Genomic DNA, 26,139 nt, shown 5'->3' on the forward strand with positions numbered 1-26,139 from the left:
GCCTTGAGTGCTGTCTGGGGTTCTGCGGTCTCGGGGGGAGTTTTCGCCGAGCGTGGGACTTTGTTCCACGCTCGGCGCCGCACTCCTCGACGCGCTGGAGCGTACGGGTCGACACGCGGGAGATGGGTCAGATCCAGCGGGCGATGATGGTTTCGGCGCCGGTGACGCGGTCGCCTTCGGCGACGGTGGGGTGGGCGGAGTCGGCGGGGAGGTAGATGTCGGTGCGGGAGCCGAACCGGATGTGGCCGAACTTTTCGCCGCGGGACAGCAAAGCGCCGGGGCGGGAGCGTTGGACGATGCGGCGGGCGATCAGGCCGCTGCGTTGGGCGACCACAACTGAGCCGTGGATGGTGTCCAGGACGGTGTATTTGCTGTTGTTGTGCTCGGCATTGGGGTGGCGGGCGTCGGCGTAGCCGCCGGGTTCGTCGATGACGGCGGCGATGCGACCGGCGACTGGGCTGCGGTTGACGTGGACGTCAAGGACGGACAGGAAGACCGCGATCCGCAGCCAGGAAGTGTTCGACGTGCCGAAGCGGTCGTCGGAGATCTCGTCGACGGAAAGGACGACGCCGTCGGCGGAGGAGACGATCGCGTTGGCTTCGGCGGCCTCGTCTGGGACCAGCCGGCGCGGGTCGCGGAAGAACGCGGCGACCGGCAGCGCGGCGGCGGCCGGGATCAGCCAGAACGGGCGCCGGAAAAGTCGCTGGGTGAGCAGCGCGACGCCGGCCATGGCGGCCACCGCGACGACGCCGTCCACGTCAATGCGCATGTCGCGGGTGACCGGCACCCGGGTTGGTGTGTACGCCGGAGCGATCCGGCTCGCCAGCGCCACCGGCGGCTGACCCAACCGCAGGTGATGCACCCGCAGCGGCGGGAACGCCGCGAAGACCGTCTCGGAGCGTACGGCGCAGGCCTGCGCCAACCGGCCGATCTCGGTGCCGGCCCCGCCGGGGGTGGGCGGGCCGAGCGGGGTGGCAAGACTCAGCACCCCACCCGGCACCAGCTTCTCCCGGGCCTGCTCGATCACCTTGTCGGTGCCGGCTCCGTCGCCGGAGATCGGCTCGGCGATCACCACGTGGTCGTACGACTCGATCTCGGCTGGCACGTCCTCGTCCAGCACCTGGACCCGGCCGGCCAGCCGGGCCAGCGATCGCTCGCTGGTCAGCCGGCGCCGCAGCCGGTCGTTCCGGTCGGTTCGCGGGCTGGTCACCACCAGCCGGTCGGTCGGCATCAGGTGGTCGAGCACCCGGTCCACCACTCGCGGGTCGATGCCGATGACCAGCACCCGCTTGGGTTCCGGGTGTCGGGTGACCTCGCTGGTGAGGGTGGCCGCCGCGGTCCGGCTGAGCGATCGGTTACGGACAGGAGTGATCATCGGGGCCCTCGCCAGTCGGAAGCGTCTTCCCGACGAGCATAGGGACCGTCGGGTCAGCCCGTCGCCGGCGGATCGATCCGCGGGCAGTGCGTACCCGGCCGCGGAGTGGCCAGCGTCGTCAGGTACGTGTCGACGGCGGCCATCACGCACGGGTGCAAGTACGTCCCGTGGCCGCTGCCGTCGTACGTCAGGAGCACCGAGTTCGGGATCTGCTGGTGCACGTCGACTGCCCATGCGTACGGGGTGGCCGGATCGTGCACGCTGTTCACCATCAGGATCGGCGCGCTCCCGCGGACGGTGAGCCGGTGTTGCGGGTTCTGGACCGCGATGGCGGCGCCGAGACATCCGGTGACCGAGCTCCAGGCCAGTATCGACCGATGCATGTGCGGCGCGATTTGTTCGAGCGCGCGGCGATAAAGGTCCAGCTCCCCGAACCCGGACACCGACATCGGCCAGTCCTCACAGAAAACCGCCTGGAACGGATTGCGGACCAGGGTGCCCCAGTTCACAGCGGCCCTGGTCCGGCCAACCGCCTGCGGGAGCGGCTTTCCGTCTCGTAGGTCGGCGAGTTCCTCAGCCTCGAAGCCAAAAGAGGAGGCGTCATAGAGCGTGCCCTGTACGTCCTGAAGGAGGTCGGTCGGACTGTATTTCTGTCCCGGGTCGAAAGGATCGGGCAGGTCGCCTTTTTCGGCTCTGGCATAGAGATCGTCGACCACCTTGCCGACATCGTCGCCGTGCAACGCGCACCCGGTGGTACGTCCGCACCAGGCCGCGAAGGCGTCGAACGACCCTTCGATGGACGCGGTCTCGGTTTCCAGGAACCGCCAGGTTCCCACGCTGTGGTCCATGTTGCTGTCCAATGCGAGGGCCCCGTACGTGCTGTGGAAACAGCTCGGCATATTGCTCGCCCATCAGAGTCCCGTACGAAACTCCGTAATATGTCAGCTTCTGCTCACCCAGGGCGGCTCGGATCGCGTCGATGTCGCGGGCCACGCTCGCGGTGTCGACGTGGTCGTAGGACGGACCGGTGGTCTGCCGGCAGCTGGCGGCCTTCTTTTGGTTGTACGCCAGCAGTTGCGCGTACTCTGTGGGAGTGGCTGGAACGACCGGGTCCGGGCCGGCGAGGGCGTCCGAGTCACAGGTCACCGGCTGGCTTTTGTTGACGCCTCGGGGATCCAACCCGATCAGGTCGAAATGTTCGCGGATATCAGCGGAAAAGAACTCCGGGGCCTGTTCGACCCAGGCGACTCCGGGCCGCTGGCGAGCAGGCCCATAAGGACGTACGAAGTGGAGACGACCCGCACTATTCGCTGAGTGAATAGTGCGGGTCAAGCCGTTGCGGGCACCTCGGCCCAAAGGTGCATTCGGTCAGTCGCCGATGACGGTGTCGTCCTCTTTCTTGATGAAGTCAACGGCGGCGGGCTCGGTCGGTACGACCGGCTCGGCCGGGATGACCGCCGGCTGGATGACCGCCGGCTGGATGGCCGTGCGCCGCCGCGGCACCGCGGTCATCAGCCCGACCGCGCCGATCACCACCAGGGTGATAGCCACTGCCAAGGTCACCGGCACCTCGCTGGCCTGGAAGATCTCGTAGATGCCCCACCAGGCGGCGCCGGCCAGGAAGAGCAACCCGAAGATCAGCGACAGTGCGTCGGTCTCATGACGTTTCACGGATGATCTCCACTTCTCCGGCGCCCATCGAGACGCTCAGGGTCAGCGACCCGCCGCCCGGACCGTCGGTGCCGTTGTCCTGCAACTGGGTGTCCACGTTGACTCCGCTGTTCTCTCTGCCGAACAGTTGTGCGCTGCCGGCGGCGACCTTGCTGGTCAGCTGTACGTCAACGGTCTTGGGGAGAAGCACCCGCAGCGAGCCGGTGGCCATGTTCACGTCGGTGCTGACCTTCTGGCCGTCGAAGTTGACGTCCCTCAGGTCGAGCGTGGCATCGCCGTACTGCCGCTGGTAGTCGGGCCCGATCTGGCTGGCCGCGACCGGCCGCCACACGATCGGGTCGACCTGGCCGTCGTGAGCTCTGATTTCCGGCCCGGCCGAGCGCGCTGCGGCGCCCAGCGCCAACACGAGGCAGAGCAGCAACCCGATCGGAATCAGCCAGCGGGCCCGTCCCAAGAAGGTGCCGACGAGCAGGCCGGCGCCGATCACCGCGAGCGGGATCGCGAAGTATGCCGTCCAGTCCAGGCCGGTGGCCCACTGCACCAGCGCGACCAGCCCGACCGAGATCACCGCGAGACTGAAGGTGATCCCGCCGAGCGCCGACCTTTCCTTGGGTTTCTTGGGTTTGGGCGGCACCGGCGGCAGCGGTGCGGTCGGCTGGCCGCTCGCGAAGGGGCCATGTGGTGCGTACGGCTCGTGGTACGTGGGCGGGGCCGCGCTGACCGGCGGCAACGGGGCCGTGTCGCCGGTGCTGGCCACGGCGGAGGTGTCGATCCGCGCGGTGACGTGATCCGAGGGCTGCTGGGCCGCGACCGGTGGTTCGGTCGCGTACGGCGGCGGTGTGTACGCGGGTGGGGCGGCGGCCGCCGGGGCACCGGGGACGCCGGCCACCGCCGTCTCGGGCTGCGCCACCGGCGGGCGGCGGAGCAGCATCGCGAGGCCGAAGAGACCCGCCGCGACCAGCAGCACGACCCGGGCGCCGCCGGACAGCGCGATGATGCCCAAAATGGTGGCGGTGAGCATCAGCAGGACCGTCCAGGCCGCGTTCAATCGGGACCGGCCGCGGCCGAACAGGGCCTCCACTGGCGAGGTCTCGTCGTCCTCATCCGCCAGTACGAGCATGCCGACCACGTAGAAGAGCACGCCGATGCCGCTGAAGAAGAAGAGCACCCCGAGGATCACTCGGAACAGCAGCGGATCGGTGCCGGTGGCCCGGCCGAGGCCGGCGCAGACACCGAAGAACAGCCGGCCCTCTCGAGGCCGGGTGATCTTCACCCGGTCCGAGAACGAGCCCGGCCGGGGGAACGGCCCGGTGTACGGCGGGCGGGGTGGCGGCCCGCCTGGCTGGTTTCCCGGGCCGAACGGTGTTCCGGGGCCGGGTGGTGTTCCCGGCCCGGGCGGTGCGAAAGGCGGCGGGCCGGGTGGGCCGGCTGGCGGGGGCGTACTGCTGTCCATGACAACCATGGTCGCCGCTGACCGGCCGGTCCACTATCGGGTACGACCCTGAGCCGACCCTGAAAAGTGTGGTCCCGCAAGATCCGTGGCTTACCCGGTATCTGGCCGTACGGTGAGGTGTGACCATCGGTGAGGACGAGCCCGCGCGCCCAGAACGGAGTCCTGAGATCTCGCTCCCCAGCATGTCCGCCGAGCTGCCGCTGACTTCGGATCAGCCGCGGCTCTACCGGCAGCAGCGCGGCTGGCTGTTGGCCGGTGTGGCGCGCGGCCTGGCTGAACACCTCAACGTGCCGGTGGTCGCCGTACGGATCGTGTTCGTGGTGCTCGCGATCGCGCTGAACGGCCTCGGCGCACTGCTCTACCTGCTTTGGTGGATCTTCGTACCGGTCGCGCCGCTGCCGGCCGACCAGCCGCGGCCGCGCCGGGACCTCGGCCAGCTGGCGGCTTATCTCGCGCTTGTCGTGGGGCTCGCCGTGGTCGCCGCCGGCGTGGGCTGGCTGGCCGATGTGTGGGTGGTGCTGCCGACCCTCGGCCTGGTCGGCGGCGCGGCCATCATGTGGCATCGCAGCGACCCGGACCGGTGGCGCCGGTGGGTGCAGCGGCTGCCCGGACCGGCCTGGGTCGAGCGGTTCGCGACCGGCCGCGGCTGGGTGGTGACGGCGGCCCGGATCGGCGTCGGGCTGGGCCTGGTGCTGATCGGCATGATCGGCTACCTGGCCGCCGCCCGGCAACTCCAGACCCTGCAGAACGGCCTGGTGTTCGGCCTGGTGCTGCTGGTCGGCTGCGCGGTGGTGGTCGCCCCGCTGCTCTGGCGGATGTTCGCCGAGCTGCGGGCCGAGCGCTCCGAGCGGATCCGGTCGCAGACCCGCGCGGACCTCGCCGCGGTCGTGCATGACCAGGTGCTGCACACCCTCGCGCTCATCCAGCGCAACGCCGACGACTCGCGCGAGGTGAGCCGGCTCGCCCGCGGCCAGGAACGGCAGCTGCGCAACTGGCTCTACAAGCCGACCGGTTCGCCGGACGAGCGGCTGGCCGCCGCGCTGGAAGCCGCCGCCGCCGAGGTCGAGGACACGTACGCGGTCAGCGTCGACACCGTCATCGTCGGCGACTGCGCGGTCAACGAACACGTACAAGCGCTGGTGCAGGCCGCGCGGGAAGCGCTGGTCAATGCCGGCAAGCACGCGAAAGTGCCGACGGTGTCGCTGTATGCCGAGGTCGAGGACGGCACGGTCAGCGTGTTCGTACGGGATCGCGGCACCGGCTTCGACCTGGATACGGTTGCCGATGACCGGCACGGCGTGTCCGGGTCGATCGTGGAACGGATGACCCGGCACGGCGGCAGCGCCGAGATCCGCACCGCACCGGAATCGGGGACCGAAGTGAGACTGAAGATGGGACTGGCGCGCTGATGGTGGAATCCGAGACCCCGACCTCGACCCCGCGGGTCTTTCTGGTTGACGATCACGCGATGTTCCGTGCCGGCGTGAGAGCAGAGCTCGGCAACTACGTGGATTTGGTCGGCGAGGCTGGCACGGTCGCGGAGGCGATCGCGACGATCCAGTCGGTCAAGCCGGATGTCGTGCTTTTGGACGTACACATGCCAGACGGCGGTGGACGGGCGGTGTTGGAGGCGGTCCGCAAGGCCGACGCGAGCATCCGTTTCCTCGCGTTGAGCGTGTCCGACGCGGCCGAGGACGTGATTGGCCTGGTACGGGCCGGTGCCCGCGGCTATGTCACGAAAACCATCTCGGCCGCCGAACTCGCCGACGCGATCCGCCGGGTCGCCGACGGCGACGCGGTGTTTTCCCCACGCCTGGCCGGATTCGTGCTGGACGCCTTCACTCAGAACCCGACCGCGCCGCTTCGGGATCCCGACCTGGACCAGCTCACCAACCGCGAACGCGAGGTGCTGCGGCTTCTAGCGCGCGGTTACGCGTACAAGGAAATTGGTTCGGAGCTCTTTATCTCGGTGAAAACCGTGGAAACCCACGTCTCCAGCGTGCTGCGCAAACTGCAGATGTCGAACCGCTACGAACTCTCCCGCTGGGCCGTCGACCGCCGCCTCATCTAACCTTGGCGAGCCAGGCGTTAAGAGCCGTCGCGAGGCCGTCTTCGGCGACGGTTCCGGTCACGGTGTCGGCGACCGCGCGTACGGCTGCGGGCGCGTCGCCCATCGCGACGGCGTGCGCTGCCCAGGTGAGCATCTCCACGTCGTTATTGCCGTCTCCGGCGGCAAATGTCGCGTCCTGCGGGATGTCGAGGCGTACCCGTAACCGTTCCAACGTCGTCATTTTCGACACTCCGGCGGCCACCGCGATCAGCCACGGCCGGTCGTGGTCGAGGGTCATGGCGACTTCGGGCAGCGCGATGTGGGAGAGCCGCTGGCGTACGTCCTCCAGCGACCTTGACGGCCACCACGCGGCCAGCCGTGGCGCCCAGCAGTCGGCTATTTCCTTGCGCGGTAAGGGGATTTGCCGGCCGGTCAAGGCGCCGTCCGGGAACCGGCCGCTGACGTGGTTTCCGACGCCGACCACCTCTGCCGCGTAAAGCGCGCCAGGCGCTTGCCGGTCGAATGCGGCCAAAATCAGCCCCAGCGAAACCGGTTGGATGTGCAGTGCCCGCCGACTGCTCACGTCCAGCAGTACGGCGCCGTTTGAGCACACCGCGAATCCGTTTGACAGAGCCAAATCCTCGACTACGGGCCGGACGGCGAGGGCCGGTCGGCCGGTGGCCAGCACGACGTGGTCGCCACCTTCGACGACCGCGCGGACCGCCGCTCGTACGCGTGGGCTGACCGGTTGCCGACTGGTCGTCAGCGTCCCGTCGATGTCGAGCGCGACCAGCCGTCCGGTCAATAGTCGACCCGGCGCATATACCGGCGAGTCGTGAGGTCATGCCCGCGTGCGGCGGCGAGGAAGTCGACGACCCGCCGAGCCGCACTGCCAAGCCCGATGACCCCCAGTTCGGCGCGGTCCGCTGGTCGTACGCCCGGCAGCGACATCTTCCTGCTGTCCAGGACGGCCACGTTTCCCGAATAGTTTTCGGCGAACCGCCACACGCGTTCGGCTGCGGCGCGACTGCCGTCCTCGGCCAACAGGACGAGCACCGGCGTGCCGGGTTCGACGGCTTCGAACGGACCGTGGAAGAAAGTGGTGGCGTCCACCGCGGTCGCCGGAATCCATTGCATTTCCTGGAGATAGCAGTGCGCGAAGGCATTTGCCACGCCGAGCGACGGTCCCGCACCAACGACATAGGCCATCGTGCCGCTGTCCAACCGGCCGGCGATCTCGGTCGCGGCGGCGACGACCTCGTCTTTGGCCGTACGTAATGCGAGGGGGAGCTTCTCGAACACCGTGGTGTCGCGATGGGCCAGCGACCGAGCGAAAAGCTGGAACAGCAGCATTCGCGACTCCACGATCGCACTGTTACTGCAGTAGGCGAAAGTCTCGTGGGCGACCTCGGCGAGCGGGCTGGCCTGCTCGCGGGTGATCGCCGCGACCGTCGCGCCGGCTCGCCGAGCTAGCCGCGCGGCGTCGATAGTTTCGTCGGTATATCCCGAATGTGAAGCCGCCACGACCAGCGTACGACGGTCCAGGCGGCGGGGTGGTGCGGTCGCGAAGTCGCCACCGGTGCACCGCCATGCAGGCAGGTCACTCGCATTGTCCATAAAGGACAGTGCTGGCCAGGTCGCGTAGTAAGATGCGCCACAGCCGACAAAATAGACGCGCCGAAAGTCCTTCCCGCGGACGAATCCGGCCACCGATTCCCGCTGCGAGACGACATTCTCCAGCGCTGAGACGTAATCGGCCGGCACCGCGGTGACCGGTTCGACGATGCGGTCATTGACAAGCAAGGTTTACACACTCCTGGGTGAGTCTAGGGTCGCGAGTGAGCTCCACCGGACGCTGGCCGCGCCGAGCCCGAGCAGCCCGGCGGCGAGCACACATCCGGCCGCGACTCCCAGCCAGTCGCCCAGCCAACCCCACAGCGGCGACGCGACTGCCATGCCACCGTGGAAAATAAGCTGATAGACCGCGAGGCCGCGGGCTCGCATCGAGTCGGGCAGAAGCAGCTGCATGCTGGTGTTGAACGTGGACAGCGCGGTGAGCGTACACATGCCCGCGACGATCAGCGCCGGCATCACGACCGCCGCCAGCGGCACAAAACCGACCACCAGCAGGGCCACCGCGAAGCCAGTTCCGGCCAGCATCAGCAGCTCGTTGGGGCCGTATCTGGCTCGTACGTGTGGCAGCACGAGCGCGCCGATCGTCGCGCCCAAGCCAAAAGCACCGACCAGGACGCCGTAGCCGGCCGATCCCCAGCCGAAGTGTTGGCGCGCGACCACCGGAAGGTAGGGCCAGATCACGCACGAGGCCGGTACGAACAACAGCACCCGCAGCAGCACCCGGCGCGCCGGCGACGACCGTCGTACGTACGAGATTCCCTCGGCGAGCGCCCGAAACAGGCCGCTGGTCCGGCTCGGGGTGAGGTCGGCCGGGCGTCGCCACAGTGTCAGCACCACGACCGCGCCGACGAAAGATACCGCGTTCAGGCCAAAAGTCCAGCCGGCGCCGGCCACCGCCACCAGCAGGCCGCCGATCGCCGGGCCGACGATCCGGGCCAGGTTGACGCTGGTCGTGTTGAGGGCGGCCGCTTGGCTGATCAGGTCGCGAGGCACCAGTTCGGGCTGGATGGCCTGCCACGCCGGAGCCATCATCGCCTGCCCGCAGCCGAGCAGAAAGGTGAATGCCAGCAGCGAAATCGTGGAGAGTCCGCCGACCAGAGTGAGGAGCGCGAGAGCCCCGGCGACCACCAGCATGACCAGTTGGGCGACCAACAACAGCCGACGCCGGTCCAGCAGGTCGGCCACCGCGCCGGCCGGCAGCACCAGCAGGAACATCGGCAGTGCGGTGGCCGTCTGGACGACTCCGACCAGTGCCGAGCCGTGGCCGGCCACCAGCCACTGGGCGCCCAGGGTCTGCGCCCAGGTGCCGATGTTCGAGCCGAACTGGGCGATCCAGAGCAGCCGGTATTGCCGTACGAGCAATGGTTTCCAGGGCGACACCTGAGTCCGCTGCCGCGGCTGGACGGCGGTGGTCATCTGGCCTGCTCGGAGACTGGCTGTTCGCCGCGCGCGGCCGGCACGGTGGGTGCCGAGCGTTCGACGATCGTCTCGATGGTCGCCGTGGTCGAGATCGAGGCCGTACGCGGCAGGTAGATCACTCGGCAAATGTCGGAAAGATGGTCGAAACGGCCGGCCCAGTCGTCGCCCATCACCAGGATGTGAGCCTGTTGTTCGAGAATGTAGCGGCGTTTCTCCGCCAGTGAATGCTCAAGGAAAACCCGGTCCACCACCGAAAGCGCTGACACGATGCGAACCCGATGCCGCTCGGGGAAGACCGGTGGTCGCGACTTTTTCGCTATCGTGAGCCGATCCGTGGAAATGCCGACGACCAGCGGGCCGAAGGTCGCGGCCCGCTCCAGGATGGCCAGGTGTCCAATGTGGAAAAGGTCGAAGGTGCCGAAGGTGATGACGCGGTCGACCATCGCGCTCACCACGGCCGCGCGGTGCTGCCGTCGAGCCGCAGGCCCAGGATGCGTACGCGGTCAGACTCTTCGGTCCGACCGGCGGTGGCCAGCATCGCGGACAGCTCCAGGCGAGCTGCCGGGTCGCCGGCCAATGCCTGCTTTCGCAACGAAACTTCCGGGTCAGGGTGTTCGGAAACCGCTGCGGCATAACGATAACGTGCCGCGGTGTCGCCGGTTTCGGCCGCCGCTTCGAGCAGATCGACGTCATCGAGCCCGGCCAGCGCGAGCAACGCGGCCGCGTCCGCGGCCCGTCGCAGCTGGTCTTTCGCGGCATCGGGGTGGCCGGCGCTTTCGTACATCCGCGCAACAGCGTGCATTGAGGCGGTGTCACCGGCGTCCGCTGCCCGCTCGGTGAATTTTTGGGCCCGGTCCAGCTCATCGGCCCGCTCCGCCTGTGCCGCCAGCCGCCACCATCGCCCGGGTGAGCGGCGCACCACCCGCTCTGCCTCGGCCGGCCGGCCGGCGTTTTCCAGGCAGCGCGCCCATTCGTGCGTGGCCGCCGGATCACCCAGGTCGGCGGCCCGGCCGATCAGCTCCCGAGCCTCGTCGCCCGACCCGGCGCGGCTCAGCCGTCGAGCCAAGGCCAGCATGGCTGTGGTGTCACCGAGCGCGACCATTTTCCGTAGTACGCTCATCGCCTCGCTGGGCCGTCCAGCCGCATCCAGCCGCCAAACCAACGGCGGATACGTCTCGGCCGAGGAATCGAGAGAAAACGCGTGCCACCACAATTTCTCGGCTTCGTCAAGCCGGTCCGCTCGCTCCAACAAGCCGGCGAGTAGGACGGCGACCGCTGGATGGTCAGCGAAATCCCGCAAAACGTCTTCGGCCTGACCGAGGTCTCCTGCTCGCTCGTGGACACCGGCCAGTTCCACCGCCGCGTTCGGGTCGCCGGCCGTCGCCCGGGACAGCAGGACGTCGATCGCCTGATCGCGATGACCGGTCCGCTCCAGCAGCCGCGCGAGTGCCATCCAGTCGCCGGCCTGCTCGTACTTTTCAGTAGCCAGCTGGAAAAGACTCCGAACCTGCGCTTCGTCGCCGGTCATGCCACCAGCCCCGACGGCATCGCGCAAGGAACGTCAACAGCGCTGACGACCCGTTTTTCCCTTAACACCGGCTGCAGGTGATCCCAGGTGAGGTAGGCCTCGGTCGGCCAGGTCGGCCCGTACGCGTCGTCCAGGTAACGCCGGGCGGTCGGCTCGGTGACCCCGGACAGCGTGAGCGGTCCAAAGTCATAGCGGTGAAAATGGCCGTACTCGCCGGGTAGGAAGAACTGAGTGGGAAACCGCCGAACCATGCCGTCGTGGGAGAAGACCATGGTTCCGTCCGCGCGCGAAGTGAGCGGAAAGATATCGGTGAACGGATAGCGCGGCCGGCCTTCGGACACCAACGGCCGGCCAGTCAGCGGAAAGACCTTGAAATGCGCCAACGTGCCGCGACTGACCCCGAAACCGCGGGCCCGCAGGTAATCTGGTGCCCACCGCTGGATTCGCGGGAAGAACTCGTGGCCGGCGCCAACGTCGCCGTCGTCGTCCCACGGAATGAGACCGCGATGGCGGACCGCGCCGAGCAACGTACCGCCGAGCATCGTGTACGGCACTTCCAGCCAAGTCAGCAGGTCGTCGACGACCTCAAGCGTCCGATAGACGTGATCCACCACCCACTGACTGGACCGCGGAAGCGAATTCTCCTGTGGAGCCAACGCCGAAATACCCCGTTCACCGATAACTGTGCACTGAAAGCCGAGCGGTAAAGAGGCTACATGCCAATATGCAACGTTGGAATTCACTTTTGTCACAACTTTGAAGAGCCCCCACCAAACTGATGACTTTCGTCATCCCCACGCCCCCTTTACCATCAAGTTGGTCAACTTTGTACAAGACCCAGCCCCGTCCGGCGCCATCGGCCGCCAGGTCGATGTTGTCGCCCTCCGGCAGGGGCGTCGGTCTTACTAGGCGGGGGTGTTGTAGTGGACTTTCCCGGTCGTGGCCGATGGGCTGGTGATACTGGAAGAGCGACGAATATTCCGCCTCTGTCGCGGCAGCAAAGAAGACCGGTTCGGTGGTGTACGTCGCCCGACGAGGCCCTGGATCAGGTCCGATTTTCACAGTGGCACTACGTGGGGACGAATGGGCCTCATTACCGCTTCGTAGGAAACAAGCAGTTGAGTATCGGGCGCCAGAGCGTGCTCTGAAACAGGGGTTTTCCACAGGGGGTTAGGTGGTCCGTTTCTTATCCACAGAAACGAAAACTGGCACCCCGACTGTCGGTAGCGGCCGGTAAAATCGGGTTATGAGCAGAAAACGAAGGCGACCGCAGTTCACCGACCCAAACATGCAACCGTGGCGGACCATGCCACCGAGCTGGGTTCCTCTGCAGATGCTGGAGGAACTCGACCGGTACGGCCGGGCCGACGCTGATACCGCGCTGGCCGCGGTCGAGGCGCTGGATAAGGTGATTTCGTATACGCAGGCGATGCAGATGCGGTTCATGGACCGCTTCACCAACGCCCGCCCAGCCGTGGGCGCACCCTTCTCCAAATACGCGGCCGGTGAAATCGCCGCATCCCTGACCTGGAGCCTGTCAGCGGCTCAGAAACGGTTGAATTTGGCGTACCAACTCGTCCACGAACTCCCCGGCACCATGGCCGGGATGTCCCACGGTCACCTTGACTTGCGCAAAGCATTCACGTTCGCGGACCAGGTCGGCCACCTCTCACCCGAGGACGCTCGGAAAGTCGAAGAGAAAGTGCTACCCGGCGCCGATTCCAAGACGCCTCGATCGATCCGGGACAGGGCCCGCCGGGAGGTCATCAAAATCGACCCAGCCGCTGCCGAAGCGCGTCGCAAGAGGCTGGTCTCGGAGAGGCGAGTGGAAAAGCAGCCTTGCGAAGACGGGATGGCTCTGCTGGGCGCTTTCCTGCCAGCAGAGTCCGCGGAGGCGATCTACCGTCGCATCGATACGATCGCTCGCAGCCTTAAAACCAAAGACGAGTCCCGCACCATGGACGCGCTACGCGCCGACGCCCTCACCGATCTCTGTCTGGGCGTGCCGAGCAACGTACGCACCAAAATCGAACTCCGCGTCGACGCCACCACGTTGATGGGCCTGGACGACAACCCCGCGATCCTGAGTGGATACGGGCCGATGACCGCGCAACGCGCCCGCGAACTCGCCGGCGACGAAAACAGCGAATGGTACCGAATCCTCACCGACCCCGTCAGCGGTGTCGTGATCGACCACGGCCGTACACGCTACCGCCCTACCAAAGCGCTACGCGACCTGGTCAACGCACGCGACCAACGATGCTGCGGACCGGCCTGCAACCGGCCGGCGGCGACCTGCGAGTTCGACCACACCATTCCCTTTCGTGATCCAGCAGGGAAGACCGCGTACGACAGCGCCGGACCGGCATGCAAATTCCACAACGACATCAAAGAACACGGCTGGACCGTCACCCAACCGACGCCGGGCCATTTCCTTTGGACCAGCCCCACCGGTCGAACGTACGACGTCACCCCCAACGACGAATACCCACCACCACCGTTCTAGCGGTTGGAAGGGCGCCCGGTGATCCCGGGTTCACCACATCCAGCGAGAGTCGCTGGGTCAAGCACGTCTACTGCCAAGACGGGGATGTCATAGTGGGCTTTCCGACGATGGTGGGCCGGATGCGGTTGTTGAAGTGGAGCATCCGGCGATCGTCAAGGCCGCGAAGAAGCGGGTTCTGTGATGCATTTCGACAACGATGCGCCGATTCGATCGGACTGTCACAGCGGCACCACCTGGGCCCGACAGGCCAGACCCCGGTGGTGGAGAAGCCAGGTCAAGCAACCTCCCACACCATCAAAATGCTCTTCCGCCAGGCGCCAGAAACACAGGGCGCATCGGCAGTAGCCACAAGAAAACCCCGCCCCACCACCGGTCTTTGGTGGCGGGGCGGGGTTTTCTTGTGGCTGGTAGACGAGACGCCGCACCCTCGCAGTCACGGCTTTAACCAGGGCGCTCATCTCTGCAGTCACACCGCTTTTAACGAGTGTTCTCGCTTCCGCAGTGCACACTGCTCTTAACCAGGGCGCACTCCACAAACCCGAGCTACGTGAGGATTTTGCGTTTGACGAAGAAGGGCCGGATTTTGGCGGCGGTTTGTTGGCCGTACAAGGCCCTCGCGGTGGCGACGACGTTGTTGGCGGCGGCGGCGAAAGAGGTGTCGGGGGCGTAGTAGAACTGGGACTGGATGATGAGCTTGTCGGCCTTCTGGCGGCCCAGGGTGCGGTTGATCTCCCACAGCGCGGCCGACCAGATCTCGCCGTCGTCGTGGACCTCGCCGGTCTTGTCGTCGGTCGTCTTTTTGGTGTCCAGGCGCCGAATGCAGTGTGGGGCGTCGGTGTACGAGGTGGAGTCCCAGTCCATCAGGCACGCGGGGTCGAAACCCTTGCCGTTGGGCAGCGAAAGGGTGCCGGCCAGGTAGTCGCCGAAGCCTTCGCCGATCGCGCCGGCCTCTTCGCTGGCACCAAAACCGGGCACCTGGTCGTCCTGGACGGCGTGGCCGTATTCGTGCTGCACGACCTCGAGGTCCTCGGCGTCGTCGACGCCGCCGGTGCCGGTGGTGATCTGGTCGGTGCTCGGGTCGTAGAACGAGTTGTCGTCCGGAATGCCGTCAGTCAGGAGGTCCTGCGGCTCGGCGTTGACGTCGGTCAGGCCGAGGCTGCGGATGTAACGCTGGGCCACGGTGACCGCGTAGTACGCCGAAACCTGCTCGAATCCGGGCTGGTTGCGCTTGAAGTTGAACAAGTGCGTCTTGGAGCTGACCGCGTCGGTGTTGACGATTTTCGCCCATTTGCCGACCAGGTGCGTCGGGTCGGTCAGATCGGTCAGCAGCTTGAACTTGTACGCCTTCTGAATCGCCGGGTAGTCGGCGTCGTCCTGGTCGGTCAGCGATTCGTTTTCCAGCGCTACCACCGGGTTCGGGTCGAACACCTGGCCGATCGCGTCATAGTTGTCCGACAGCGGACTGACTTTCAGCGTCTGCTTGGTGGTGGCGTCGACCAGCGTTTCGATGCTGCCGCCGGCGCCCCGGCTGGTGACCTGCCAGACCAACCGCGAGCCGGCGCCGCCAATGACGCCCAGCTTGGTGGAGACCGCGGTTTGGGTGGCGTCCGTACGACCGCCTGTTTTGTTGACGGCACGAGCAAATTTCGTCGCCGCGGCCTGTGCGGTCTGGGCTGCCTGAGCGGCCGGCACGGTCGCGCTGGTGGTCACGTTCGACGGCACCTGCTTGCGCGCGTCGGTCACTGAGGACACCCGCCCGGAGCGGTCCAGATGTTTGGCGTACCAGCCGTTGACGACCGGCAGGCCTTTGTACGTCTGCTGGAACCACTCGTGGGTGCCCAGCAGGGACGTACGCGTCTGGATAAGGCTGAGGCCGTCGGCGGTGGCCGGGGCGGCCGCCGCCGGCAGCCCGGACGCGACCAGGGTCGAGGTGGCCAGCGCCGCGACGAGCGCGACTGAGCGCACTCTCCGGCGGACAACGGGTGGACGCATGCGGTTTCCTCTCGGATGCGAACAAGTATTCGCACCCTACCTAAACCACAGGGGTAGTAAAGGCACATAAATGACTCTTAAGGTGAAGGCCCTCTTCTCCTGCCCGATCCGGACGGCGTCGCGGGCGTGACGCCGGCGGGACCGGGGTGTGCGCAGGAGAAGAGGGCCCTCTGGTGGCGGCGGGGATGGGAAGTCCCCGCTCGCCGGGATCAGGTCGGTGAGTGGTGCCCGGCGCCGGCCACCCGGGTTGAGCGGATGGCCGGCACCGGAGTTGGGAGATTCTTGGTTACCGTACGGTGAAGTCGACGGTCTGCGTGTCGGTCATGACCTGGTAGCCGCCGGGCAGCACGGTGGGCACCGCACCGCCGTCCACGTCCCCGGGCGTGACCGCGAGCTGTTTGGCTGCGATCGGGACGGTCACCGTTTGCGATGCGCCGGCCGCGAGCGTCACCCGCGCGAAGCCGACCAGCTGCTTGTTCGGCATCAGCACCGGACTGACCGGCCGATGCAGGTAAAGCGGGATCACCGCGGTGCCGGCTCGGGACCCGGTGTTGCTGACGGTCACGCTCGCGGTTGCCGTGCCATGGCGCGAAATCGTCGGTGTCACCGCGAGGCCGGAGGTGGTGAATGTGGTGTACGACAAGCCAAAACCGAAGGGATAGGCCGGGTCGTACGTGTTCGTTCCGTTGGCTGGCAGCGTCTGATACGACATCGGCTCGTCGCTGGCGACCTTCGGCCACGACACCGGCAGCTTGCCGCTGGGGTTGGCGGTACCGAAAAGCACGTCGGAAACCGCGTGCCCGCCCTCGGTGCCAGGCAGCCACGACTGCAGGATCGCGTTCGCGTCGGCGATCGAGCCCAGCGCCCGCGGCCGGCCGGTCATCAGCACCACGATCACCGGCTTTCCGGTTGCCTGCAACGAATCCACCAGTTGCTGCTGGGCCGGGGTGAAAGCCGGGTCACGTACGTCCCCGGGCCCTTCCGCGCCGGCTTTTTCACCCAGCACCACGACAACCGCGTCCGCGCCACTGGCTTTGCTGACCGCGTCGGAGGCAGTTGGCGCGTACGTGATCCGATCGCCGGCGACTTCTTTCATCGCCTGCAACGGTGTCACCACCGGCGGCTTGGGGGAGTTGTCGTCCGGCACGCCCTGCCAGCCGATCGTCCAACCACCCATCTGCTGGGAGAGGTTGTCCGCGCTGTCACCGGTGAGCACGATCTTGGAGGTCGCCGGGTTCAGCGGAAGCACGTTGTTCTGGTTGCGCAGCAACACAATCGACTCGGTCGCTGCGGTACGGGCCAGTGGCCGGTCGGCGTTGTCGACGGTTTTGTTGGCCGTACTGGCATCCACGTACGGGTGCTCGAAAAGGCCGAGCTTGAATTTCAGGGTCAGGATGCGGCCGACCGCCTGGTCGATCCGGGCCCGGCTGACCGCGCCGGACTGCACGTCCGCGAGGAGCCCGGAGGTGAAGGCGTGCGCGTCCGCCGGTTCCATCGCCATGTCGACGCCGGCGTTGACCGCCAGTGCTATCGCCTGCGGGTACGTGGAAACCAGGTGATAGCTGCTTTGCAGTTGCGCGATGTCATTCCAGTCGCTGCACACCACACCGGTGAACCCGAGCCGGTCCCGCAGTTGGGTGGTCAGCATGTATTTCGAGGAATGCACCGGAATGCCGTTAACGGAACCGGAATCCGGCATCGCCACGTCCACGCCCGCGTTTATTTGGGCGGCGAAGGACGGCAGGAAAATGTCCTGCAGGTAGCGGACCGGGAGCTGTGCCGGCGTACGGTCGTGGCCGCTTTGCGGTTCGGAATAGCCGGCGAAGTGCTTGGCGGTGGCGGTGAGTTGCCCGCTGGACTGCAGGCCGGTGACCGTACTGGCGGCCAGCGCGCCAGCCAAATACGGGTCTTCCGAATACGTTTCGTAGTAGCGACCCCAGCGAGCGTCCCGGGAAACGTCTGAGACAGGCGCGAAATCCCAGTTCACGCCGGTGGCGACCATCGCGTTCGCGGTGGAAACTCCGAGCTGGCGGGCCAGCGTCGGGTCCCAGGTCGCGCCGACGCCGATCTGGTGCGGGAAAATCGTCGCCCCGGCCACGTCGTTGTGCCCGTGCACCCCGTCCGCGCCGTAGATGATCGGGATGGGCAGCCGGTTGTGTGTCAGCGTGTAATGCTGGATGCCGTTGATCGTGTCGGCCCAGTTTTGCGGGCTGTTATCGGGGAAAGCGCCGTCCCCGCCACCTGACAGGATCGATCCGGCGTGGTTGGTCACCAGCACGTCGGCCAGGCACGAGTCGACCAGCGGCCCGTTGTTGTAGTCGCAGTTCCCGCGCAGCTTGCCGACCCGGATCTGGACCATCTGGCCGACCTTCTCGGGCAGCGTCATCTTGTGCAGCAGGTCCGCGACGCGCGCCGCGACCGGAGCCTTGGCGTCTGTGTACGCCACCGGGGCGGCGGTCGCGCTGCTCCCGCCGCCGGCCGCGAACCCGGCTCCGACCAGCGCCAGCGCGGACACCGCGGCGGGCAGGAGCAGGCGTCTTTTCGGTAACCCAAATTTGCTCGGCATCGGGTCTCTCCCGCGAATGAAGATGTGTGCACTGGGCGACCGGACTCTGCAACAGTGATCTAGGTTACGTCAATACCTGACGAAAAATCGGGCCTAATGTCGGTTTTTTCGTTCGAGTCCTGAACGTAGTTTCCGTTCGGGCAAGATCTGCGGACATTAATTCATCAGGGGTTGAATTATTGCCCTGGCGTCCATAGGCTCCGCACGGAGGCAAAATTCACCGTGGAAGGCGTACATATGTCCAAGCACTACCTTTTCACCAGCGTGTCCGCGTCCGGGCACCTCAACCCGACCCTCCCGCTGGTGCGTGAGCTGGTCGACCGCGGTCACCGGGTCAGCTACGTGACCGACGCCAAGCGCCGCGTCGAAGTCGAAGCGGCCGGCGCGACCCTGGTCCCGACGGTGTGGGGCGGCGTCGACGCGGGCGGCGCATTGACCTTCGGGCCGGAGATGGTGCTCGGCCGGATCCGCCACCTGATCGCCGAAACCCGGGCCAGCTACCCGGTCCTGATGGAACGGTTCGAGCGGGACCGGCCGGACGCCGTCTGCTTCGACATCAGCACGCTGCTGGGCCGTGTCCTCGCCGAGAAACTGGCCGTACCAGACATCACGCTCGTCCCGGTTTTCGCCGCCAACGAACATTTTTCGCTGTTCAACAGGATGCTGCCGGTGGTCGACGAGGCCACCAGGGAGCAGATGATGGCGGAGCTGGGCGAACTCGCCACCGAGCTGGGCCTCGCCGCCCTCCCGCACCCGGTGGCCGGGCCGCCGTCGGACCGTACGATCGTCTTCATCCCGCGCGAGTTCCAGCCGGCCGGCGACACCTTCGACGACCGGTTCAGGTTCGTCGGGCCGTTGGTTGGCCAGCGGCCGGACCGCGGCGACTGGCAGCCACCGACCCAGGGCCGGCCACTGCTGTTCATCTCGCTCGGCACAGTTTTCAACAACCGCCCCGATTTCTTCCAGATGTGCGTGGCAGCCTTCGGCGACGGCAAGTGGCAGGTCGCGATGGCCACCGGAGGCGTCGACCCGGCGCTTCTTGGTGACTTGCCAGCGAACTTCGACGTACGCCCAACCTTCCCGCAGACCCTTGTCCTGCAGCACGCCGATGCTTTCCTTTCGCACACCGGCATGAACTCGACAATGGAATCGCTGCTCTACGGCGTACCGCTGGTCGCGGTGCCGCAACAGCCAGAACAACAAGCCAACGCCGAGCGCGTCGAAGAACTCGGCCTGGGCCGCCGCCTCGTCACCGACGACATCACCGCCACCATGCTGCGTACGGCCGTGGACGACGTCGCCGCCGACCGCGGCATCCGCACCCGACTGGACGAAATGCAAGCCATCATCGCAAAAGCCGGTGGCGCGGTGGAGGCGGCGGATTTGGTGGAGGCTCGGTAGTCTTTTGCATTTTCTTTTGGATTTTCTCTTGGGCTTTCTCTTGGGCTGCGTCCCCGGCATCCGAGTCGGCTGAGGGGGACTGCGTCGAGTCGCGGCTTGTGTTGAGTGGTGTTGTCGCTCGTATCAACTCTGACTGTTGCGAAACGGTGGCCTTGGCTAGGGCGGTGTTTGCTGCGGAGGTGAGCGCCTTGGTTAAGGGCGTTGTTTGCTGCGGAGGTGAGCGTCCTGGTTAAGGGCGTTTGCTGTGAGGGTGCGTCGTCTCGTCTACCAGGCATGAGAAAACCCCACCCCGACACCAAAGGGCGGTGTCGGGGTGGGGTTTTCTCGTGCTTACTGCCGATCCGCCCTGTATTTCTGGCGCCTTCGGCGCGGGCGCCGTCGACTACGGCTACGAGAGCCGGTCCTCAGACCCTGCAAAAACCGCAGGGTCTGAGGACCGACGCCCCTGCCGGAGGGGCGACAACGTCGGCCTGGCGGCCGATGGCGCCGGACGGGGCTGGGTCCCGTCGAAGTGCGCCAACTGTGGTTTAACCGTGCTGTCCCGCACGGGGTGAGAACACGGGCTGGTTCCGTCGAAGTTGGTCAACTTGGTTGTGAACGTGACGGTCCCATTGAAGTTGGGATGCGGGATCGTTCCAGAAATGGGGTGCGGCGGGGTAGGGGGTGGCCGAAGGTGTGCCCGTTGGGGCGAGGGATGTGTCCCCGCTGGCCGGTAGGCCGGACTGGTCTTGGTTGTCATACTTTTGTGATGGCGTACGAACGGATCCCTCGCGACACCCCGATTGCCCGGGGTTCCCGGATCCAGCTGAGCGGCCCGCGACCTGTCGGCTATCCGGGCCTGCGCCCTGGACGGGCCACCGACGAGCCGCGGCAGCTCCTGGGCTTGCAACGGGTCGCGGTCAACATCGCCGCCACCCTCATCGCCAGCCCCCACCCGGACGACGACCTTCCGCGAGCTTGACGTTTTTGTCGTCGACACGACGAAAAACCCGGCGGCGGTTTAGCCTTCGTACGTGAGGTGTTCGGCCTTGTCCAGGGCCAGCGCGAGGGCGCCGAGGGCTTCGGCCCGCTCGCCCAGCGCGGCCGGTACCACCTCGGCGGTGGAGGCGGCGCTGGGAATGGCATAGCGCCGAAGGACCGTACGCATCGGATCCAGCAGCATGTCGCCGGCCTCGACGAGCTCGCCGCCGACCACAATGACCTCCGGATTGAGCAGGTTGGCGAGGTTGGCGATGGCGACCCCGATGTGCCGGCCGGCGTCGGCCAACACGCGCGCGCAGCCAGCGTCCCCGGCCCGGGCCCGCGAGATCGCCGCCGGCAACGTCATCGGCCGCCCGTAGGCCTGTTCCAGCAACCGCAGCAAAATTGGTACGCCGGCCAGCATTTCCAGGCAGCCACGGTTGCCGCAGCGGCAGATCGGCCCGTTCTCGTCAATGGTGGTGTGGCCGATCTCGCCGGCGGTACCGGCCCGGCCGCGGAACAGCTCGCCGGCGATCACCAGGCCGGCGCCGATGCCGGTGGATGCCTTGATATAGGCCGAATCCCGGCGCCCGACGCTGGCGCCCCAGGTCATCTCGCCAAGCGCGCCGAGGTTCGAGTCGTTGTCCACTACCACCGGCAGATCGAGCCGCTCCCGCAGCGCGTCCTCGGCCCGTACGCCCACCCACGCCGGCAGGATCGACGACGAGCCGACCAGGCCGGTCCGCAGGTCCACTGGCGCCGGCAGCCCGACGGCGACCGCCGCGAGTTCGTCGCGACTAGCGTTGATGCTGGTCAGCGCGTCGTCCAGCAGCCGGATCGCGGTGTCCAAGCCGGCTGCGGCGGTCAGGTCGGTGGCCAGCCGGACGGCCCGCTCGGCCAACACCGGACCGCCGCTGCCACCGCTCGTACCGACCACGACCCGCAGGTGCCGGTGGTCGACGTCGATGCCGGCGGCCAGCGGACCGCCGCCCAGGCGCACCCGGTTCGCTCGCCGGCCGTTGCTGGTCGCCACGCTGACCTGCACGGATCCGGCCGCGGTGAGGGTACGTACGATCGCCGACACGGTCGCCGGGGACAGCCCCGTCCGCCGGGCCAGGTCAGCTTGGCTGGCTGGCCCGCGGCGCAGCGCCTCCAGCACACGTCGGGTGTTGGCGGCCCGCAGCGACGCCGTCGACGCGGGGATGCCGGCCATCGGTCAGCCGGTGCGCAGGACGATGAAGGACTCGGCCTGCCGGCCTGGCCCGAGCCCGAAATCGGCGGCGCGGGTGGTCGAATACCGCCGGATCCGGGCTTCCATCGCGTCCGGGTCGGCCATTTGCGAGACGTGTGACCGTAAAGCGGCGATCTTCGCGTCCATGGCGTCGGTGATGTCCACCCCGAAATCCGGACCGGGAGCGTCCATCAGCCACAGTTCGCTGACCGTCCACGGCTGCAGACCCTCGGCGAGCAGCTCCGGATGCGCGAAAGCGTTGCGGGCGTCCGGAAAAATCGCCGCGAAGGCGGCCTCGCCGACCGCCTTGTGGTCCGGGTGGGCGGTGCCGAGCCGGGAGTAGTCGCGCTCGATCGCCGGCGCCAACACCCGTTCCGGGCGGACCTGCCGGATCACCCGGCTGAGGTCCCGGCGCAGCTCGTGCGTGACGTAGACGGCACCGTCCATATAGCCGTCCAGGAACCGCACGTCGGTGACCCCGACAGCGGCCGCCGCGGCGCGCTGCTCGGCCTCCCGGATCCGCGGGATCTCGGTCCGTGGGGTGTCGTCGAAACCACCGGCATCACCGCGAGTGACCAGGCAATAGGTCACCTCGACGCCGGCTTTGGTCCACTGCGCGACGGTGCCGGCGGCGCCGAAGTCGAGGTCGTCGGGGTGGGCGGCGATCGCGAGCACCCTGCTGATGTCGTCAGCCGGCGTGATCGATGGCGGATATGTCATGTCGCCGAGCGTACTGGGGCTCACCACCCCTGCCGAAGGTAACGACGTGGCGTGGTTACAGCGGGCCGCGGCCTGATTCCAGCACGAGCATGGCCACTCGTACGCCGATGGCGCCGAGGCCCCTGCGGTAGCGCTCCAGGATCCGCTGTTCGCGGGACAACACCAGCCGGGGGCCGCCGGCCGCGCGGCGGGCCTTGCCGACCTCGCCAGAGATCCGGGATCGCTCGTTCCAGAGCTCGATGATCGCGGCGTCGATCTCGTCGATGCGTACGCGCCACTCGCCGATCTGGTCATCCGGCGTGGCGGTGGTGGTGGGCTGGGTGGTCACGGTTGCTCCTGGGGTGAGGTTCCGGCTGCCAGCCTCGGACATGAAAAAAGCCCCGGCTGTCAGCTCGGGGCGAGTGGTCTGGGTAGCGCGATCAGTCCACGGCGGCCGAGGCTCGGACGCCGTAGAAAAATCGGGTGTGCTGCGAGTGCATGCCGCTAGTCTGCCACGGCGATGGCCGTTTGTGGAACCGTCGTCCCACACTTCAAGATCCACCCCAGCAGCGCTGTGGCGCTAGGGACGAAACACCCGGCGCCGGTCGAACGTGTGTTCAGCGTCGGCGCCTACACTGGGGCACGATGAGTACCCTTTTCGACGTTCAGGTACCCGCCGGTGAACAGCCCGCGAAGCGGCGTCGCGGCGGGCTGGATCCTGACCGTCTGCTGGAGGGGCTGAATGACGCCCAGTCGGCCGCGGTCACGCACGCCGGCAGTCCGCTGCTGATCGTGGCCGGCGCTGGGTCCGGCAAGACCCGGGTCCTTACTCACCGGATCGCCTATCTGCTGGCCGCCCGCAATGTGCACCCCGGTCAGATTCTCGCGATCACCTTCACCAACAAGGCCGCCGGCGAGATGAAGGAGCGGGTCAGCGGGCTGGTCGGCAATCGGGCCCGGGTGATGTGGGTGTCGACGTTCCACTCCGCGTGCGTGCGGATCCTGCGCGCGGAAGCCAAGACGATCGGCATGAAGAGCAGTTTTTCCATCTATGACGCCGATGATTCCCGGCGGCTGATGACGTTGGTGGCCCGCGAGCTGGATCTGGATCCCAAGCAGTATCCGGCTCGGGCGTTGACCGGCAAGGTCAGCAACCTGAAGAACGAGCTGGTCGACCCGGCGGAGTTCTCGGCCCGGGCGGCCGGTGCCGCGGACCGCGCGCTGGCCGAGGCCTACACGGCCTATCAGCGCCGGCTGGCCGAGGCGCACGCGATGGACTTCGACGACCTGATCATGACCACGGTCAACATGCTGCGCGCCTTCCCGGCGGTCGCCGAGCACTACCGGCGGCGGTTCCGGCACGTGATGGTGGACGAATATCAGGACACCAACCACGCGCAGTACGCGTTGATCCGCGAGTTGGTCGGTGGGATGCCCGAAAAGCGCACGGTCGACGGCGATCTGGTACGCCCGCAAGCCACCGAGTCCGACGAGGAGGACCTGCCGCCGGCCGAGCTCTGCGTGGTCGGTGACGCGGACCAGTCCATTTATGCGTTCCGTGGGGCCAGTATTCGCAACATCATGGAATTCGAGCGGGATTACCCGAATGCCCGGACAATCCTGCTGGAGCAGAATTACCGCTCCACTCAGACAATCCTTTCCGCGGCCAACGAGGTCATCACCCGGAACACCGAGCGCAAGCCAAAAAACCTCTGGTCGGATTCCGGTGATGGCGAGAAGATCCGGCTTTACGTGGCGGACAACGAACACGACGAGGCGGCCTGGGTGGCCGGCGAGGTGGACCGGCTGTGCGACGCGGACCAGACGCGGCCCGGCGACGTGGCGATTTTCTACCGTACGAACGCACAGTCCCGGGTTTTCGAGGAAATCTTCATCCGGGTCGGGTTGCCGTACAAAGTGGTCGGCGGGGTGCGGTTCTACGAGCGCAAGGAAGTCCGGGACGCGCTGGCCTATTTGCGGGCGCTGTCCAATCCGGACGACACGGTGAGCGTTCGGCGCATCCTGAATGTGCCCAAGCGGGGCATCGGCGATCGTGCGGAGGCCTGCGTGGCCGCGCTCGCCGACCGGGAACGGATCTCTTTTGGCGCGGCGCTGGAAAAAGCCGCGCAGGCGCCGGGCATCTCGACCCGCGCGATCAACGCGATCGCCGAGTTCACCGCGGTGATGTCCAACGTACGAGCCAAAGTGGAGACCGAGGCGCCGGCTGAGCTGCTGGAGGAACTGCTTGGCTCGACCGGCTATATCAGCGAGCTGGAGGCGAGCACCGACCCGCAGGACGAGTCCCGGGTGGAAAACCTGCAGGAACTGGTCAGCGTGGCCCGCGAGTTCGCCGACCGGGCGGCCGCCGCCGGCGATCCGATCACGCTGGCCGGGTTCCTCGAGCAGGTGGCGCTGGTCGCGGACGCCGACTCGGTGCCGGACGCGCCGGAGGATGGTGAGTCCGGCCGCAAGGCCGGCATGGTCACTTTGATGACGCTGCACACCGCGAAGGGCCTGGAATTCCCGGTGGTGTTCCTGACTGGCCTGGAGGACGGCGTCTTCCCGCACCTGCGCTCGCTCGGCGACGCGAAGGAGCTGGAGGAGGAGCGCCGGCTGGCGTATGTCGGCATCACCCGCGCCCAGTCCCGGCTCTACCTGTCCCGCGCCTTCACTCGTACGGCGTGGGGCCAGCCGCAGTACAACCCGCCCTCGCGGTTCCTGGAGGAGATCCCGGCCTCGCTGATCAACGTGGACCGGGAGGAACCGAGCCGGGCCGAGCGGTCCCGGTGGAACGGCAGCAGCGCCCAGGAGAAGCTCGCGAACCGGGGCATGACCTCAACGTATTCTCGCCCGACCCGGTCCAGAGCGGCCTCGGCCGGCCCTGGAGGTCGGGAGGTTCCGGTGCTCGATGTCGGCGACCGGGTCACCCACGACAGCTTCGGGATGGGCACCGTCGTCGGGCTGCGGGGCGTCGCTGAGAAGCAGCAGGCCGAGGTCGACTTCGGTTCGAACATCGGGAGGAAATGGCTGCTGCTGCGGTTCGCCCCGCTGGAGAAGATTTGATCGACTGCTACACCTGCGCCCAGGAAGCTGGGCTGGCGACCGCGCCGCCGCGCGAGCGGATCGCGTACGACGACCACTGGCGGGTCGCGCACGTCATTACGTCCTCGCTGCCCGGCTGGCTCGTGCTGCTTCCGCGCCGGCACGTGACCACGGTCGCCGAACTCACCGACGACGAGGCCGCCGCGCTGGGCAGCTGGCAAGTGCGGGTTTCCCGTGCCTTGCACGCCGAGCTGGGCTGCTCCAAGACATATGTCGTGCAGTTCGCCGAGGCGGCCGGCTTCAGCCATGTCCACTTCCACCTGGTGCCGCGGCTGCCGGACCTGCCATCCACCCAGGTGGGTCCGAAGATTTTCGCGCGCCTCGGAGTGGCCCCCGACCTGCAGGTTTCCGAAGCCGACATGGACGCTCTCGCGGCAGGTCTAAGCCGCCGTCTCCGCTAGCCGCTCGTACGTCCGGAACGCGTCAGCCCTGGGTCCACCGATCCGGGTGGCGGAGGCGTACTCACCGGACGTCGGTCGGATCGCGGCGAGAGCTACCAGGATTCGCTGGCGTTTGAGGCGTACCCGAAGGGGTAAACCTGCCGCATGGGA

General features: G+C 67.2%; 22 protein-coding genes and 1 pseudogene. 7 read left to right on the plus strand and 16 right to left on the minus strand.

Annotated elements, in window-relative coordinates:
• Positions 1-127: 127 nt before the first annotated feature.
• The 5 genes and pseudogenes from ABD301_RS09065 to ABD301_RS09085 all read right to left on the minus strand — a co-directional run bounded on the left by ABD301_RS09065 (position 128) and on the right by ABD301_RS09085 (position 4,499).
• Positions 128-1,375: a phosphatidylserine decarboxylase gene (locus ABD301_RS09065; protein WP_344308865.1), complete on the minus strand. Its 1,248-nt coding sequence runs from the start codon at positions 1,373-1,375 to the stop codon at positions 128-130.
• 53 nt (positions 1,376-1,428) lie between these two features.
• Positions 1,429-2,211 (minus strand): alpha/beta hydrolase, encoded by a 783-nt coding sequence (locus ABD301_RS09070; protein ID WP_344308867.1) that lies wholly within the window; start codon positions 2,209-2,211, stop codon positions 1,429-1,431.
• A 94-nt stretch (positions 2,212-2,305) separates the two neighbouring features.
• Positions 2,306-2,731, minus strand: a pseudogene (locus ABD301_RS42345) (alpha/beta fold hydrolase); the annotation flags it as partial.
• A gap of 12 nt (positions 2,732-2,743) precedes the next feature.
• Positions 2,744-3,046: a hypothetical protein gene (locus tag ABD301_RS09080; protein ID WP_163570636.1), complete on the minus strand. Its 303-nt coding sequence runs from the start codon at positions 3,044-3,046 to the stop codon at positions 2,744-2,746.
• Entirely contained in the window at positions 3,033-4,499 is a 1,467-nt protein-coding gene (locus ABD301_RS09085) for a PspC domain-containing protein (protein ID WP_344308871.1), read from the minus strand. The genes ABD301_RS09080 and ABD301_RS09085 overlap by 14 nt, the downstream gene beginning before the upstream one ends.
• Positions 4,500-4,681: 182 nt before the next feature.
• On the opposite strand from ABD301_RS09085, the gene ABD301_RS09090 reads away from it, so the two are divergent.
• Complete coding sequence (locus ABD301_RS09090) at positions 4,682-5,908, plus strand: PspC domain-containing protein (RefSeq protein WP_344308873.1); 1,227 nt, start codon at positions 4,682-4,684, stop codon at positions 5,906-5,908.
• Positions 5,908-6,570 (plus strand): response regulator, encoded by a 663-nt coding sequence (locus tag ABD301_RS09095; RefSeq protein ID WP_344308875.1) that lies wholly within the window; start codon positions 5,908-5,910, stop codon positions 6,568-6,570. The genes ABD301_RS09090 and ABD301_RS09095 overlap by 1 nt, the downstream gene beginning before the upstream one ends.
• On the opposite strand, the gene ABD301_RS09100 is transcribed toward ABD301_RS09095, so the two are convergent.
• From ABD301_RS09100 to ABD301_RS09125, 6 genes are read right to left on the minus strand one after another with little or no spacing between them, the layout of a single operon-like run.
• The gene (locus tag ABD301_RS09100) at positions 6,563-7,354 is read right to left on the minus strand and encodes an HAD family hydrolase (protein WP_344308877.1); all 792 of its coding nucleotides are present in this window, start codon (positions 7,352-7,354) and stop codon (positions 6,563-6,565) included. The genes ABD301_RS09095 and ABD301_RS09100 overlap by 8 nt on opposite strands.
• Complete coding sequence (locus tag ABD301_RS09105; RefSeq protein ID WP_163570622.1) at positions 7,351-8,352, minus strand: SIS domain-containing protein; 1,002 nt, start codon at positions 8,350-8,352, stop codon at positions 7,351-7,353. Before ABD301_RS09105 ends, ABD301_RS09100 begins: the two co-directional genes overlap by 4 nt.
• Before the next feature lie 3 nt (positions 8,353-8,355).
• Positions 8,356-9,600, minus strand: a complete 1,245-nt coding sequence (locus tag ABD301_RS09110; protein WP_344308880.1) for an MFS transporter — start codon at positions 9,598-9,600, stop codon at positions 8,356-8,358.
• The gene (locus tag ABD301_RS09115; protein ID WP_163570617.1) at positions 9,597-10,046 is read right to left on the minus strand and encodes an adenylyltransferase/cytidyltransferase family protein; all 450 of its coding nucleotides are present in this window, start codon (positions 10,044-10,046) and stop codon (positions 9,597-9,599) included. The genes ABD301_RS09110 and ABD301_RS09115 overlap by 4 nt, the downstream gene beginning before the upstream one ends.
• Positions 10,047-10,051: 5 nt before the next feature.
• Complete coding sequence (locus ABD301_RS09120; RefSeq protein ID WP_344308883.1) at positions 10,052-11,131, minus strand: tetratricopeptide repeat protein; 1,080 nt, start codon at positions 11,129-11,131, stop codon at positions 10,052-10,054.
• Entirely contained in the window at positions 11,128-11,745 is a 618-nt protein-coding gene (locus ABD301_RS09125) for a LicD family protein (RefSeq protein WP_344308885.1), read from the minus strand. Before ABD301_RS09125 ends, ABD301_RS09120 begins: the two co-directional genes overlap by 4 nt.
• 632 nt (positions 11,746-12,377) lie before the next feature.
• Between ABD301_RS09125 and ABD301_RS09130 the strand changes: the two genes are divergently transcribed.
• On the plus strand, positions 12,378-13,637 hold the full coding sequence (locus ABD301_RS09130; protein ID WP_344308887.1) for a DUF222 domain-containing protein: 1,260 nt from the start codon (positions 12,378-12,380) through the stop codon (positions 13,635-13,637).
• A gap of 543 nt (positions 13,638-14,180) precedes the next feature.
• Here the strand turns inward: ABD301_RS09130 and ABD301_RS09135 are convergent.
• Both ABD301_RS09135 and ABD301_RS09140 read right to left on the minus strand, forming a co-directional pair.
• Positions 14,181-15,629: a M36 family metallopeptidase gene (locus ABD301_RS09135; protein WP_344308889.1), complete on the minus strand. Its 1,449-nt coding sequence runs from the start codon at positions 15,627-15,629 to the stop codon at positions 14,181-14,183.
• Positions 15,630-15,915: 286 nt separating this feature from the next.
• Positions 15,916-18,195 (minus strand): glycoside hydrolase family 3 N-terminal domain-containing protein, encoded by a 2,280-nt coding sequence (locus tag ABD301_RS09140; RefSeq protein ID WP_344308891.1) that lies wholly within the window; start codon positions 18,193-18,195, stop codon positions 15,916-15,918.
• A 237-nt stretch (positions 18,196-18,432) separates the two neighbouring features.
• Here ABD301_RS09140 and ABD301_RS09145 point away from each other — a divergent pair, with 237 nt between their 5' ends.
• Positions 18,433-19,596 carry a macrolide family glycosyltransferase gene (locus ABD301_RS09145; RefSeq protein WP_163570597.1) on the plus strand — a complete coding sequence of 388 codons (1,164 nt, stop codon included), beginning with the start codon at positions 18,433-18,435 and terminating at the stop codon, positions 19,594-19,596.
• 748 nt (positions 19,597-20,344) lie between these two features.
• Entirely contained in the window at positions 20,345-20,557 is a 213-nt protein-coding gene (locus ABD301_RS09150; protein WP_163570594.1) for a hypothetical protein, read from the plus strand.
• A gap of 39 nt (positions 20,558-20,596) precedes the next feature.
• Here ABD301_RS09150 and ABD301_RS09155 read toward each other — a convergent pair whose 3' ends face one another.
• The 3 genes from ABD301_RS09155 to ABD301_RS09165 are packed head-to-tail and all read right to left on the minus strand — an operon-like array spanning position 20,597 to position 22,835.
• Positions 20,597-21,769, minus strand: coding sequence for an ROK family transcriptional regulator (locus tag ABD301_RS09155; protein ID WP_344308895.1), 1,173 nt, complete (start codon positions 21,767-21,769; stop codon positions 20,597-20,599).
• A gap of 3 nt (positions 21,770-21,772) precedes the next feature.
• Complete coding sequence (locus tag ABD301_RS09160) at positions 21,773-22,507, minus strand: PIG-L family deacetylase (RefSeq protein ID WP_163570668.1); 735 nt, start codon at positions 22,505-22,507, stop codon at positions 21,773-21,775.
• 55 nt (positions 22,508-22,562) lie between these two features.
• Complete coding sequence (locus ABD301_RS09165; protein ID WP_279581656.1) at positions 22,563-22,835, minus strand: chorismate mutase; 273 nt, start codon at positions 22,833-22,835, stop codon at positions 22,563-22,565.
• 296 nt (positions 22,836-23,131) lie between these two features.
• Here ABD301_RS09165 and pcrA point away from each other — a divergent pair, with 296 nt between their 5' ends.
• Positions 23,132-25,549 (plus strand): DNA helicase PcrA, encoded by a 2,418-nt coding sequence (pcrA, locus tag ABD301_RS09170; protein ID WP_344308901.1) that lies wholly within the window; start codon positions 23,132-23,134, stop codon positions 25,547-25,549.
• Entirely contained in the window at positions 25,546-25,989 is a 444-nt protein-coding gene (locus ABD301_RS09175) for an HIT family protein (protein ID WP_279581655.1), read from the plus strand. The genes pcrA and ABD301_RS09175 overlap by 4 nt, the downstream gene beginning before the upstream one ends.
• Positions 25,990-26,139 lie beyond the last annotated feature (150 nt).

It is taken from the genome of Fodinicola feengrottensis, from assembly GCF_039530045.1.
GTDB lineage: Bacteria > Actinomycetota > Actinomycetes > Mycobacteriales > HKI-0501 > Fodinicola > Fodinicola feengrottensis.